The 12,943-nt window shown below is 65.5% G+C and carries 15 protein-coding genes; 5 read left to right on the forward strand and 10 right to left on the reverse strand.

Translation table 11 applies throughout. The features are described 5' to 3' along the window. Positions 1-59: 59 nt before the first annotated feature. Positions 60-758, reverse strand: a complete 699-nt coding sequence (locus DVK00_RS03425; protein WP_121577275.1) for an alpha/beta hydrolase — start codon at positions 756-758, stop codon at positions 60-62. A gap of 87 nt (positions 759-845) precedes the next feature. Continuing rightward, positions 846-1,889 (reverse strand): DUF2332 domain-containing protein, encoded by a 1,044-nt coding sequence (locus DVK00_RS03430; protein ID WP_233560751.1) that lies wholly within the window; start codon positions 1,887-1,889, stop codon positions 846-848. Positions 1,890-1,952: 63 nt separating this feature from the next. Between DVK00_RS03430 and DVK00_RS03435 the strand changes: the two genes are divergently transcribed. The 4 genes from DVK00_RS03435 to DVK00_RS03450 all read left to right on the forward strand — a co-directional run bounded on the left by DVK00_RS03435 (position 1,953) and on the right by DVK00_RS03450 (position 4,815). Next, entirely contained in the window at positions 1,953-2,603 is a 651-nt protein-coding gene (locus DVK00_RS03435) for a hypothetical protein (protein ID WP_101350874.1), read from the forward strand. A gap of 348 nt (positions 2,604-2,951) precedes the next feature. Continuing rightward, positions 2,952-3,767 (forward strand): hypothetical protein, encoded by an 816-nt coding sequence (locus tag DVK00_RS03440; RefSeq protein ID WP_121577276.1) that lies wholly within the window; start codon positions 2,952-2,954, stop codon positions 3,765-3,767. Between the two features lie 39 nt (positions 3,768-3,806). Beyond that, positions 3,807-4,238: a CopD family protein gene (locus tag DVK00_RS03445; protein ID WP_101350876.1), complete on the forward strand. Its 432-nt coding sequence runs from the start codon at positions 3,807-3,809 to the stop codon at positions 4,236-4,238. Next, a complete protein-coding gene (locus DVK00_RS03450) occupies positions 4,231-4,815 on the forward strand; it encodes a hypothetical protein (RefSeq protein ID WP_101350877.1) in 585 nt (194 codons plus the stop codon). Before DVK00_RS03445 ends, DVK00_RS03450 begins: the two co-directional genes overlap by 8 nt. On the opposite strand, the gene DVK00_RS03455 is transcribed toward DVK00_RS03450, so the two are convergent. The 3 genes from DVK00_RS03455 to DVK00_RS03465 all read right to left on the reverse strand — a co-directional run bounded on the left by DVK00_RS03455 (position 4,793) and on the right by DVK00_RS03465 (position 6,896). Further along, positions 4,793-5,539 carry a methyltransferase domain-containing protein gene (locus DVK00_RS03455; RefSeq protein WP_121577277.1) on the reverse strand — a complete coding sequence of 249 codons (747 nt, stop codon included), beginning with the start codon at positions 5,537-5,539 and terminating at the stop codon, positions 4,793-4,795. The two genes, DVK00_RS03450 and DVK00_RS03455, sit on opposite strands and share 23 nt — an antisense overlap. 89 nt (positions 5,540-5,628) lie before the next feature. Beyond that, positions 5,629-6,462 carry a deoxyribonuclease IV gene (locus DVK00_RS03460; RefSeq protein ID WP_121577278.1) on the reverse strand — a complete coding sequence of 278 codons (834 nt, stop codon included), beginning with the start codon at positions 6,460-6,462 and terminating at the stop codon, positions 5,629-5,631. A 119-nt stretch (positions 6,463-6,581) separates the two neighbouring features. Further along, a complete protein-coding gene (locus tag DVK00_RS03465; RefSeq protein WP_121577279.1) occupies positions 6,582-6,896 on the reverse strand; it encodes a hypothetical protein in 315 nt (104 codons plus the stop codon). A gap of 214 nt (positions 6,897-7,110) precedes the next feature. Between DVK00_RS03465 and DVK00_RS03470 the strand changes: the two genes are divergently transcribed. Then, a complete protein-coding gene (locus DVK00_RS03470) occupies positions 7,111-7,860 on the forward strand; it encodes a helix-turn-helix domain-containing protein (RefSeq protein ID WP_121577280.1) in 750 nt (249 codons plus the stop codon). A 21-nt stretch (positions 7,861-7,881) separates the two neighbouring features. On the opposite strand, the gene katG is transcribed toward DVK00_RS03470, so the two are convergent. The 5 genes from katG to DVK00_RS03490 form a co-directional block, all read right to left on the reverse strand. Then, the gene (katG, locus tag DVK00_RS03475; protein ID WP_101350882.1) at positions 7,882-10,029 is read right to left on the reverse strand and encodes a catalase/peroxidase HPI; all 2,148 of its coding nucleotides are present in this window, start codon (positions 10,027-10,029) and stop codon (positions 7,882-7,884) included. Positions 10,030-10,309: 280 nt separating this feature from the next. Next, positions 10,310-11,104 (reverse strand): biotin/lipoate A/B protein ligase family protein, encoded by a 795-nt coding sequence (locus tag DVK00_RS03480; RefSeq protein WP_101350883.1) that lies wholly within the window; start codon positions 11,102-11,104, stop codon positions 10,310-10,312. A 155-nt stretch (positions 11,105-11,259) separates the two neighbouring features. Beyond that, complete coding sequence (locus tag DVK00_RS22200; protein ID WP_255410808.1) at positions 11,260-11,391, reverse strand: hypothetical protein; 132 nt, start codon at positions 11,389-11,391, stop codon at positions 11,260-11,262. 196 nt (positions 11,392-11,587) lie between these two features. After that, positions 11,588-12,064, reverse strand: a complete 477-nt coding sequence (locus DVK00_RS03485; RefSeq protein ID WP_101350884.1) for a cupin domain-containing protein — start codon at positions 12,062-12,064, stop codon at positions 11,588-11,590. 136 nt (positions 12,065-12,200) lie between these two features. After that, positions 12,201-12,878, reverse strand: coding sequence for a helix-turn-helix domain-containing protein (locus DVK00_RS03490; RefSeq protein WP_101350885.1), 678 nt, complete (start codon positions 12,876-12,878; stop codon positions 12,201-12,203). Between the last annotated feature and the right edge of the window lie 65 nt (positions 12,879-12,943).

Raw genomic sequence — 12,943 nt, forward strand, 5'->3', positions numbered from 1 at the left:
AGAGGGTTTCGTCTCGGTTCCGGCACGGCAGTAGACAGCGATGTCGTTGGAGACGCCGTTCACAGCGCGCCGGGGCCGTGCTGTAACGCGTCGAGAACCGTCTTGACGGTCTGCTCGCGGCCGCTCGAGGAGAACAGTTCGTGGCCGCCGTCGTACAGCCGTATACGGTCGGCCGGCAGGCGCTCGCCGACGGCACGCGGGTCGACGACTGTGTCCGTGAGCGAGCAAAACGCCGCGGCGGCGTCCCGGGCCGGCGGAAGGGACCGCTGTGCCCGAAACACCGTCCGGAGGAACGCCGGCGAAACCGACGACGGAGCGTCCGCGAGCTGCTGGGCCGTCGCCAGGTCACCGATAGCGTCGGCGTCCAGCGTATCGACCGGGATGAACGGTTTCGTTATCGGGAGCGAGGCGAGAGCGTCGAGCACCGGCCCCGGAACCGGGAAGTCACTGTCCCACCATGGGCTCAGGTACACTCGGTTGCCGATACCGTCGGCGTCGAGGTGGGCCGCTGTCAGCCCGCCCGCACTGTGCCCGAGCAGGTCGAATCTGCCGAGGTCGGAAGCGTACTCCTGGACCGGGCCGACCCACTCCCGCCGGTAGTCGGTGATATGTATCGGCAGTTCGACGGCGTGGACGCGGTACGCCGTGGCAAGCTGGTCGACGAGCCACTGGACGTTCTGGTGTCGGCAGCGGTTCCCCCACCCGAGGACGAACAGGCAGTCTCGGGCAGCCCCTTCGTCGTACACGCGAATCTGCATATCCGACGTTCCCGTTGTGCAGACATAAGCCCGGGTGAACGCCTGACAACCACTCGTCGCGTTGTCGACGTGGAAGCCGTGCTGTGCTCAGGGCCGCCACGACAGCCACGCGCCGTGTGGCTCGTAGTCGACGAGGTGTGTGGTCTCGATGCCGTCGTCGGTCTGGCGTTTCCAGTCCAGTGCCACTGACTCGCCGCCCGACAGGTCCCGCCGCCCGGTGAGCCAGTGCAGCGGGCGCTCGGCTATTTGCGCTTCGAGCACCGTCGTCAGCGCCTCGCTCAGTTCCGCCGGGACCTGATACAGCACGAGCGTGGTGACGACGCAGACCGGGACATCGGACGGGATCTCGTCGAATACCGCCGGCAGGTCATCGAGCATATCGCCCTCAACGAGTCGCGGTGGCTCCTCGTGGGCGACGGTGAGCGCCCCGTCGAGGACGGCCCGGCGCGCCTCGTGTTCGGGCCAGACGAGCGCGCGGAGCCAGTCCCTGTCGGCCTCGTCGGTCACGTCGAGCGGATTGCGGTCGAGACCGACCCGAGAGCGGATAGCGGGCGGCGTCTCCGAGAGCGGCGGGTCGCCGCGTCGGACGCTGCTCTCGATGGTAATCGGCGAGTCGCTGTTACCCACTACGAGACCGTCGTAATCGTAGCGGTAGCGGTCAAACAGCATGTTCAGGCCGGCACTCGGCCCGAGTTCCACCAGCGCGAGCGGTCCGTCGGTGGCGCGGGCCACCTGTGTGATAGCCGGGTAGAGGACCGCGCTGCGCCGTACCGCGTCCGTCTGCGTGCGCCGGGTCCGCAGGAGCGGCCGGATATCGTCGGCATGGTCGAGACAGAACTCGCAGAAGGCTGGAAAGCACCTGTCATCGGGGTCGTGCGCCGTCTGGGTAATGCTCGGGTGGTACTCGGCCAGCCGATGGTCGGGGTGCCGGTCGAGCAGGTACTGCACCGCGGCCAGCAGGAGGTGCGGGGCCTGGCGACTCTCATGAACGGCCGCTGCGATGTCGAGGATATCACTGTCTTGCGCTGCCTCGCGACAGAGGTGGCTGGACAGGGGAGAGGAGTCGTCGGTCCGTACAGCCAGGTCCCAAACTGCGTCTGAAGGTCTGACATATCGTCTCGGAGACAGCAAAGTGATATCGGTGTTCGCCTCCGGAGAGTCAGCGTTTAGGCTGCGCAAGCAGTAGGGCAGGCAATGAGTCTGGACCGTCCGGAGGCAGTCGAGCGGGTCGAAGAAATCGTCGCCACAGTCGAGGACGAGACGATGCCGGTCCCGGTCCGAGAGGTGTGGGTGTACGGCGACGTAGCGCTCGGGCTGGACCCGGTCGAGCGACTGGATGTCTACGTCACCAAGGATATCCTGTTCAAGGATGCCCCGGAGCGCGCCGAAGAGTTTCAGCGCAGTCACGGCGTCGACGGGGTCGGCAAGACCGTTCGCGCCGCGTGGGCCGACGAGCACCCCGAGTTCATCCGCGCGAACGCCAACGGCCACGCCGCGCCCGAGAAGTGCCTCGCCGCCCACCTCCTGAGCGACGACGAGCCGGTCCATCTAGAAGTGTGTAACGCCTCCTTCGAGGACAACGTCACCCAGCGGCTCAAGGGCGCGAAGATGCGAAACGACTACGAGCAGATTCTGGACCCCCGGGGAGCCTGCCTGTGGCTCGACGGCGAACGGTCGCCCGACGCGTTCCAGAAGCTCCGTGACAACGAGTTCGTCTTCCCGACGCTGACCCAGTCGCTGTCGATGCTCGGGATGGACGAGACGGAGGCCGGCGACGCCGCCGACGCGGTCAAAGAGTACCGGGCACAGCAGGAGGGCGCGACAGTTCGAGGCGACGTGGTGTAGCGCTCACCGTGCCGGCGCTGGACAGGGTGACTTACAGCAGCCAAGGCGCGTCGACCGTCGAGAACCGGTGTCCGCAGGCGGGACATTCGACGAGCCGCGAGCCGGTCCCGCCGTCCGAAACCGCGGTGAACCGGCGGCTCCAGGTCATATGACGGCACTCCGGACAGCGGCGGACGAGCGGTGGTATCATGGGGAGACGTGAGCCGGCACGTGTCGTCCGTAGCCGCTCACACAGCAAGGGCCTATCGACGGGCGACAGTACTCTGGGCGCGAACACAGGCCATGACAACTACAACGCGGTTTTGAGCGAACGGAAGGGATACACCCACACCACGGGAAGGGAATCGTATGCAACGGACGCGACGAGCGACCCTTGGACTGGTCGGTAGCGTGGCGATTGGTGCCCTGAGTGGCTGCCTCGCGCCGGGCGGGAACGGCAGTGGCGATGGCAGCACGGAAACACGCACGCATCCGTCGCCGGGAACTGATCCCGGCACCGAAACGGACGACGGAGGCACAGAGACGCCGACCGACGCTGGAGAGACGGAGACTCCCACCAACGAAACACCGACGGATGCGCTGGACGGGCTAGACAGAGTCGAGACACCGCCATACGAGGTCGAAGAGGTCGAGTGCAACGTTGCTGACTCCGGCGAGGGCGACCGCAATCCGCTGTATCTCTGTGCGAATATGCCGGCCAAGCCATCGTTGTCGTTCGAACAGGCGTCGACCCGAGGGGCGCTGTTTGCCGATGAAGGGCTAGCGCGCGCCCCGGACGACAACGGTGACCAGCTCTACGCGACGCTGTTGACAGACGCCGACGACATCGAGCGACTCGAAGACAACAGCGGTGACGCGTACAGTCTCGCCGCCGACACCGACTTCGAGAGTCACGCCGTGCTCGTCGTCCAGACCGGCTGGGGGTCCGGTTCGATCGTCCCCTATCTGAAACGCATCGAGGAGACAGCGGACGGCATCCACGCGTTCGGCTGTTACACGCAGCCCTGTGTGTACACCAGTGATTTCACTGCTCGGTCGACGGTCGTCAGGTTCGAGCGCCCGGACACCCTCGACAGCGGCGTCGTCAGCCTGACCGTCGACCCGTCGACGCGGTACAACGTGGCGACGGGTGAGGGCGTGGTGACAATCGACCCGTCGGGGTAACCCCGTGATTCTTTGCGACGTGCCGCTGAACCGACAGCTATGACAGCCCTCCCGATTCGAACCCTCCACGTCCTTGCGATGGCGGTCCTCGTCGGCGGCACAACCGTGCTCTGGTACAGCTATCGGTGCGGCACTATCGCCTCGCTCGCGCCCGCAAAGCAGTTCGAGTGGCTGTTCTGGGGCGGCGTCGGCGTACTCGTGGTCACCGGCGTCGGGAACCTCGGTTCGCTCGGACCGCCGGGTCCCGGAACCGACTGGGGACGAACCTTACTGGTGAAACTCGCCGTCGTCGTCGCCCTCCTCGGGGGTTCGGTCGTCCGGACGCTACTCCTCGTTCAGATCGGTGACCGCGTGAACACGTTCGACGACCTGCACCCAGTCCACCGGCGAACGCTCTCGCGAGCGTACGGCGCGACGGCGGCCGTCTTTCTCGGTATCGTCGTCCTCGCGGAGGTCCTCGCGCATGGCTGAGGACCAGCGTGAGCAGGAGAGTATGGCGGACAACGTGAGTGAGACTGAGCCAGCGCGCGACAGCAAACAGAGTTCCACGCGGCCGGTGTCACTCGTGACGTGGACGCTCGCGACGTTCGACACCGTCCTGTTCGTCCTGCTCGGCGTCCTCGCCGTCCACGCGAGCGGTGGTCTCGCCGACCTGCTCGCCGGGCTAAACACCCTCGTCGGCGTGGCCGTCTTCTGCTACCTCTGGGCGCTGTTCGTCCTAGCGGTTCGATGGGTTCACCGGAGGGTATCGCTCGATTCAGCCGGAGTCAGCACGCTCGTCCTCCACGGAGTTGCGGCCGGGAGTGTCACTGGTGTCGTGTTCCTGCTGGGACTGCTCGCGGTGGCACTCGTGTCGACGCTCCAGAGCGGCGGGGCCCGCCCCCAGTCGGTGCTGTTGGTCCTGCTCATCGGGGCCGGTGTCGCCGCTGTCGTCGGGGGCGTCGTCGGCCTGCTCGCCAGTCTGCTGGACATCGCAGTCTACGGACTGGCGGGCACTCTGCTCCCCGAACTCGGTAACGAGCGGGTCACGGAACCGCGCCGACGGTGACGAAGAACGGCACCGTCTCGCGGCGCTCGTAGGCCTCGTCTTGCATCTGCTCGATGACATCCCGTCCCATCGACCGCCAGCGCTCCCGGAGTGCGTCGTACTCGGCGGGCGTCGCCTCGCCGTTGAGAATCGTCTCACGGTCGTGGGCCAGCCCCGTTCCGGTCGCCTTCCGGCGAGCGGCCTGCATCGCCGCATCGTCGTAGGGTGGTTCGATGCGCTGTTCTTGCTCGTATTTCGTCGTCGAGACGACGGACAGCCCCGCGTCGCGGAACACGTCGGCGGCATCACTCCCGAGGGTAACGTCTGTCCGCACCCCGTCGAGAAAGAGCCGGCGGGCGCGGCGGGCCAGCACCGGTTCGTCGTCGACGGTCGATTCGACAGTGACGGCGGCGTTGTTTGGCTCGATGGCGGCCACCCGGTCGGTGGCAACGCGGGCGAACTCCCGAACCGCGAGTTCTGGGTCAGGGAGGTTGATGAGCAGCGCCTGACATACCACCAGGTCGAAGGTGTCGTCGGGGAACGGAAGGCGCGTCGCGTCTCCGCAGACGGCCGGGTCGCCGGCGGCGGCCAGCAGGTCCGTGTCGGCGTCGAGGCCAACGACGGTCCCGTCTGTCTCCTCGCGAAGGACGCGGGTCAGTTCGCCGGTCCCACAGCCCACGTCGAGAACGCGCTCACACTCGTCCAACCGCAGGTCCGAGAGCGCCGCACGGGAGTCGGCCCACATTCCCCTGCGGGTGGTTTCGAGGTAGTCGGCAGAGAACCTGCGCACAGTTTCTCAGAGTCGAGTCGCCCTCAAAAGTACCGCGGTCGAAATCAGTCGCGGCGGAGTTCCTTGACGCGCTCGATGTTCCAGGCGAAGCTCTTGCCGTCCTCGGTCGGCGTCTCAAGCACCAGCGGCACGTCGCGGATGGCGTCGTGGTTGACGAACGCGCGCATTCCGTCCGCGCCGATGTGGCCCTCGCCGATGTGGGCGTGCTCGTCCTTGTTCGTCCCGCACTCGTGTTTTGAGTCGTTGAGGTGGACGCAGGCGAGGTCTTCGAACCCGACCACGTCGTCGAACTCCGCGAGCGTCTCGTCGACGGCCGCGGGCGTCGAGAGGTCGTAGCCCGCGGCGAACATATGGGCCGTGTCAAGACAGAACTCGATGTCCTGGTCCGTTCGCTCCCGGACCGTCGCCAGGTGCTCGAACTGGCCGCCGAGTTTCGTCCCGCTGCCGGCGTCGGACTCGACCAGCACGGTGACCTCATCGGGGATGTCGAGGTCGTCCAGCACGCTGGCGGCGTTGTCCAGCCCGCCGTCGACGCCCGCGCCGGTGTGGGCTCCGAGGTGGACGTTGACGTACTCGATGCCCAGTTTGGCGGCGGCGTCGACCTCCTTCTGCATCGAATCGAGGGACTTCTCGCGGAGGTCGTCTTTGGGCGTACAGAGGTTGACGAGGTACGACGAGTGGATGACCCACGGGCCGACGCCGTGGTCGGCCGCGAGGTCGCGGAACTGTTCGGCCTCGTCGTCGTCGATGTTCGGGTCCTGCCAGACCTGCGGCGAGTGCGAGAAAATCTGCCCGCAGTTGCCGCTGTACTCGACCTGTTCCTCGACGGCGTTGTAGACGCCGCCAGCGATGGAGGTGTGTGCCCCGACTCGTACCATGCACACCGGTCGGTGATGCCCGACAAAAGAGGTTCCGGAGTGCTACGGTCGGTTATAGCTCGTGTCAGGATTTCGTCGAAGCGGGACGACAGGCCGGTGAACAGAGATACCCGACCGGCTCAGACCCACTCGCGGACGGGTGGGATCATGCGGAGGCTCGATAGCGCGAGGTATGCACCGAACAGGACGAGAACCACACCGATAGCTGCTGGAAGCGGCGTTGCTGACAGTAGTAACGCTGCGCCCCAGGAGGCTAGTACGATGCCGATACCGACCAACATGAGCGTGCCGAGCGCGCCGAGCACCGCGTCTTCGGTAGCCACCCGAACAATCGCATACAGTTCTTCCTCAGAAAGCGTTGCGGCGCTGCCGTCGGCTGCCTGAGGGTCGGCGGAGGTGTCGGCAGCGTCGTCATCAGCGGGGGACGAGACCATGCCACTGCTTGGCCGGGTTGCCACAAAACGGTGGTGTCGTTCCGTTGTCGGGAGTGGGGCGAATAGTCCATTCTCGTAGCCCGTCATCGCAGACGTGAGGTTCACGGCGAACCGACTGCTGTATCTTAATCAAAAGCCAACTAGATAAAGTGGAGTGGGCTTGGTGGTTCCAGTAATCGATTTATAACGACTGTCCTAAATTAGTACTAGCTAAATGAGCGACACACAGCCAGCAGTGGCAGACACACGCGAGTTCGAGTTCGTCCTGCAGTTCGACGCGGGAGCCGATAGCCTGATGGACGTGTTCCGGCAGCATGAAAGCCTCTCCGTGTGGTCCTCTGCCATCTTCGTCGGCGACGACCATATGTGGCGGCTCGACCACGCGAAGGGGACACCCGAGGCCCTGCGTGCGTTCGACGAGGTCTTTCTGGACGAAAACCGCTGTAACGAGTGTTTCGACGTCGTGAGCTGTGAGACGGCGCGGACGTACCACGTGCTGGACCGCGGGGAGACGTCACGGACAGTGTACACGCTACGTCGTGAAATCAGCGGCTGTCAGTCGCTACCGAGTTTCCTCCATCGGCACGTTAGTGAGGGGACTATCTTCGAATCTCGGCGGACGGGCAACGAGTACCGCTGGCGCGTCCTCTATCCGGGGTCTGCCCCCATCGGCGAGGTCTACGACAAAATCGAGTCGACCCTCCGCGAGGGCGTCACGCTCTCGGTCTCTCACATCACCAGCGCGGGGAACTGGAAGGCGACCGAACGGGTCGCGACGAACTTCTCGCCCCAGCAGTGGCGGGTACTCAAAGCCGCCGTGACCCACGGCTACTACGAGCGACCGCGGGAGGTCTCGGTCAAAGACCTCGCGTCGATACTGGACGAGCCGCGTTCGACCGTCCAGTACCAGCTCCGGACCGCCGAGGACCGCCTCGTCTCCCAGTTCGTCGAAGAGACCCTCTGAACGCGACCGCTACGCGGAGGCCTATTCGAGGTCGAAGCGGTCGAGCCGCATGACCTTGCTCCAGGCGTCGACGAAGTCGTCGACGAGTTCGGCCTCGGCGTCGTCGGCACCGTAGACTTCGGCGAGGGCGCGCAGGCGGGCGTGGGACCCGAACAGCAGGTCGACGCGGGACGCCGTCCACGTCTGCTCGCCCGTGTCGCGGTCGTACCCCTCGAAGACGTCTCTGGCTTCGGTGACGGGCTCCCACTCCGTGTCCATGCCGAGCACGACCTGGAAGAAGTCGTTGGTCAGCGTCCCCGGCTCGTCGGTGAACACGCCGAGGTCGGAGTCCTGATAGGTCGCGCCCAGCGAGCGCATCCCGCCGACCAGCGCGGTCATCTCGCCGGGCGTGAGGTCCAGCAGGTCGGCCTTGTCCACCAGCAGTTCCTCTGCCGGGGCCTCGACGTCGTCACGGACGTAGTTCCGGAAGCCGTCGGCCCTCGGCTTGAGCGCCTCGAACGACTCCACGTCGGTCTGGTCCGGCGTCGCGTCCGTCCGCCCCGGTTCGAACGGCACCGTCACGTCGTAGCCGGCGTCGGCCGCCGCCTGCTCGACGGCCGCGTTACCGCCGAGGACGATGAGGTCGGCCAGCGAGACGCGCGTGTCGTCGTCCCGAGCGCCGTTGAACTCCTCCTGAATGCCTTCGAGCGTGTCGAGGACCGTCTCCAACTGCTCTGGCTCGTTGACCTCCCAGCTCCTCTGGGGTTCGAGCCGGATGCGAGCGCCGTTGGCCCCGCCGCGCTTGTCGCTGTCGCGGTAGGTCGACGCCGAGGCCCAGGCAGTCTTGACGAGTTGGGTAACGGAGAGGTCCGAATCGAGGATTTCCGCTTTGAGGTCGGCGATTTCCTCGTCTCCGACGAGGTCGTAGTCGGCGTCGGGGACGGGGTCCTGCCAGATGAGTTCCTCGTCGGGGGCGTCCGGGCCGAGGAACCGCTCGGGCGGGCCCATGTCGCGGTGGATGAGCTTGTACCACGCCCGCGCGAAGTTGATGCCGAACTCCATGGGGTTGTCCTGGAACCGCTCCATGATGTCCCGGTAGTCGGGGTCGCGCTTGAGCGCGATGTCCGTCGTGAGCATCATCGGCGTCCGCTTCTCGTCCGGGTCGTGGGCGTCCGGGACCGTGTTCTCGAGGGCCTCGTCCGTGGGCGTCCACTGCCAGGCCCCGCCGGGGCCTTTCTCCGGCTCCCACTCGTAGTCGAGGAGGTTGTCGATGTACCCGCTGTCCCACTCCGTCGGGGCCTGTGTCCACGGGCCTTCGATACCGCTTGTAATCGTGTCCCCGGCCTTCCCCGAGCCGTGGTCGTTCTCCCAGCCAAGCCCCATCTGCTCGATTGGCGCGTCCTCCGGGACCGCGCCGAGGTTCTCCTCGGGGTCGTCGGCACCGTGGACCTTCCCGAAGGTGTGGCCGCCGGCGATGAGCGCGGCCGTCTCCTCGTCGTTCATGGCCATCCGGCCGAACGACTCGCGGATGTTCTCGGCGGAGGCCAGCGGGTCCGGGTTGCCGTTTGGCCCCTCGGGGTCGACGTAGATGAGCCCCATCACCGCAGCGCCGAGGGGCTCTTTGAGCGTCCCGTCCTCGTTGCGGCGCTCGGACTGGTGGGCCTCCATCTCGTCTTCGGGGCCCCAGTCGACCGCCTCGTCGGGTTCGAAGGCGTCCTCGCGGCCGCCGGCCCAGCCGAACGTCTCGAACCCCATCGACTCGATGGCGTGGTTGCCGGCGAGGACGATGAGGTCGGCCCAGGAGAGCTTGCGGCCGTACTTCTTCTTGATGGGCCAGAGCAGTCGGCGAGCCTTGTCGAGGTTCGCGTTGTCGGGCCAGCTGTTCAGCGGCGCGAACCGCTGGCGGCCGCCGGACGCGCCGCCGCGGCCGTCCGTCGTTCGATACGTCCCGGCGCTGTGCCAGGCCATCCGGATGAAAAGCGGCCCGTAGTGGCCGTAGTCGGCCGGCCACCAGTCCTGGGAGGAAGTCATCATCTCTTCGAGGTCCGCCTTCACCGCGTCGAGGTCGAGCTTCTGGAACTCCTCGGCGTAGTCGAAGTCGTCTCCCCGCGGGTCGGCATCCCGGGCGTTCTGGTCGAGAACATCCAAACTCAACTGGTTAGGCGGCCGGTAGTGGTCTCGCTTAGCCATCACCGAACAGTTGCCGAGTAACGGTCTTAGCAGTACGTTTAGCAATAGGCGAATATTCGATAGTCAGCGGTGCGGTTCGGACGAGTGTTCTGGAGCGAATGATACCCGCAAGCCACAGCCGACGCGGCGACAGGAGCTACGATACGCCTGTTCTCAGCCGCTGTGAGTCGAAACCGAATGGCCGTTAGAGTGTTGTCAAATACTAGAGGCCGCGAATTCGAGAGGGCCGCCGGTAGGTCGCGGTGGCTGTCCCGTGGAGGCAAACCGTCGCTACCTCGGGTCAGGGCGACCGTCGAATCCACTCGTCAGTAGCGTACTTTCTCTCTGCGTGCTCGTGTGCGCGTGCGAGTTCATCGTCCGTCCACCCGCCAGCGTCGGCGTCGACCCACTCAGCCAGCGTCGAGCGGAGCGTCTCGACGGCTTCGGCGCGGTCGATATCGGTGTATTCGCCTATCGCCCCGACGCGTTCGGTGAACTGCTCCGAGTCGATGTCGGCGGTGAAACAGCCGGAGTGGCGGTCGGGACGCAGCGAGACAGACAGGGAGCCGTGCTGGATGACAGCGTCCTTCTGGCGGTACTGCGCGTTCCCGCTGAGTTTGCGGCCATCGGGGCCGACGATATCGTGGGCCGGATGGAGTTGCCGCAGGTAACAGGCCGGCTGATGGACCGCCGACCGCTCGTCGTCAGCAAACGACGCGTCGACGCCCATGCGCTCGAACGCATTCAAAACCGGCTCGCAGAACTGCTCGTAGCACGCCATCAGATCGCCCGGAACGGCGTCGGCCGGCGCGATAATCCCGTAGGAGATATCCGCCACGCTGTCGTGGTAGATCGCACCGCCGCCAGTGGGTCGTCGCGTTACCCCAACGGCCTGGCGCTCGCAGAACTCCCAGTCGATGGTGTCGGGGTCCTGTCCGTAGCCAAGCGACAGCGTATCGGGCCAAGTGTACACTCGCACCGTTGCCGGACCGCCCTCTGCGACGGTTTCAGCAGCGGCTGCTTCCAGCGCCATCGTCATCGGCCCGGGTCGTGTTTCCTCGCCGATGACGCGCCACTCCAGGTCGGCCAGTGACATACCCGGGCTTCGTGACGCGATGCGATATGAATTGCGGGCTATAGTAGCCATTGAAAATCAATGCACACCTGATCGCACGATGGCAGTGTGATCAGTGTGTAAATCGTTTCAATTGTTACTATAGCAGCGGGTGGAATGACCGACGGGGTCGTTGGTTATGCAAAGAGCCAGAACGCCCCCGCTCGCTCGACACCTGCGACTCGCTGCGCGCTTCCTCGCTCCTCAACGTTGCTCGTCAGTGCTTTCATCGCCTCGAACGTCGAGCGAGCGGCCCCTTTCAGTCCCACCCATAGCCGGTTGGACAAAGAATGCTGGGCGGGACTGAGAGGAGCGGCCGGCTGGACGAAGGCGGGCGATGTAAGCACCACAGGAACGACCGGAGGGAGTGACAAGGAGCGCAGCGAGCCCCCCGAGTACAGCCGGCCGGGGCTTTCTGGCTGTACAAACACCTGTTTCCAATCACGAGAGCGACAGAAGTAGGTCCTAGCCCTGAACGTTCCCGCACTCGGTACAGGTGAGTTCGAACCGACCCTCGGCGAGGGCGACGCTCTGGGTCGTCTCTTCGTCGCACTCTGGACAGTGCGCTCTCGATTCTAGCTCGTCCCAGTCGTGGGTCGCGCCGGGCGCGCCGAAGGCCCAGCCGACGACGCGCTCGTCGCCGGAGTTGTACCCCTGCTGGAACTCGCCGGGTTCGAAGCGAATCAGTTCCCCGCCCGACACGTCGACTTCCTCGCGGTCGAGGCCGACCTCGAAAGTGGTCTGTCCCCGCTCGATGTAGAACACCTCCTCCTGGTCGTGGTGGCGGTGGAGGCTCCCCGAGAAGGAGTCGCCGGGTTCGAGTTCGAAGTAGTTCGCCGCGAAATGCTCGGTCCCGAGTTTTCTGGAAACCGGCTTGCGGATGTCATGCACCTGCATCGGGTTCCGTTCGACCGGTACGTCGTCGATAGTTACTGTGTCCATGGTCAGTATCGTCCTGAGTTGGACCACCGCTGGCCCTGTAGTATATTCGCAACCCAGCACTAGATGACACTTATCCGGAGTTTATAGTTTTTCGGGGCGGTTGTCGGCCGCTCCAGCAGTTCCCGAACAGAGCGGACTACGCCGTCGATTCGGGGCGCTGTTCGAGTATGTCAGCCATTACATGGGCCTCAGCCTTCCTGAGGTGTTCGGCGGCAGTTCCGGGAGCACAGCCGAGTTCGGCGGCGACATCGTCCACGCTCCCCGCCCGAGGGCTACCGTAGTACCCGCAGTCGACGGCGGCGGCGACGGCCTCGAACTGCCGGTCGGTGAGCGCGGCCCCGGTATCGAGTCGCCGGCTGTCGTACTCCCCGACCTCCCGAACGTCGACGGAGACGCCGTCGGGAACCGTTTCGACTGCCTGCTGGACCGTCCCCCCTGGACCGACCAGTGTGAGTCCGACTGTGCCGTCGGCCCGGTATGCGACCGGAGAAACGATGACCAGACCGGCTCGGGTGAGCGCGTCGACGAGGTCGTGATCGGTCGCAGACGGCGAGTCCTGTACGTAGAGGTAGAACGTCTCGTCGGGGCACGTAGAGATGGCGTACTCCCGGACGGTGTCGGCCTGTTCCAGCGCCGCCCGATAGGGCTCCGGCGGAAAGCCGTCGACGTGAAACAGCAGCGTCTGGGGATCGGCCCCGATGTCGTTGCCCCGAAGGAGATAGCTCGCCTCGTAGCCGTCGTGGTCGACGACGAACTGGTGCATCGGGTGCCGAACCTCCGGGGCCATCCACAGCGAAAGCGTGACGTACTTCATGCCTGACCGTTCCAGGAGGTATTTAAAATAACCTCGGGCATGAGGGGACAGCCCGAGGGCGGCAG

This window comes from Haloarcula sp. Atlit-47R (genome assembly GCF_003665985.1).
GTDB classification, from domain to species: Archaea; Halobacteriota; Halobacteria; order Halobacteriales; family Haloarculaceae; genus Haloarcula; species Haloarcula taiwanensis.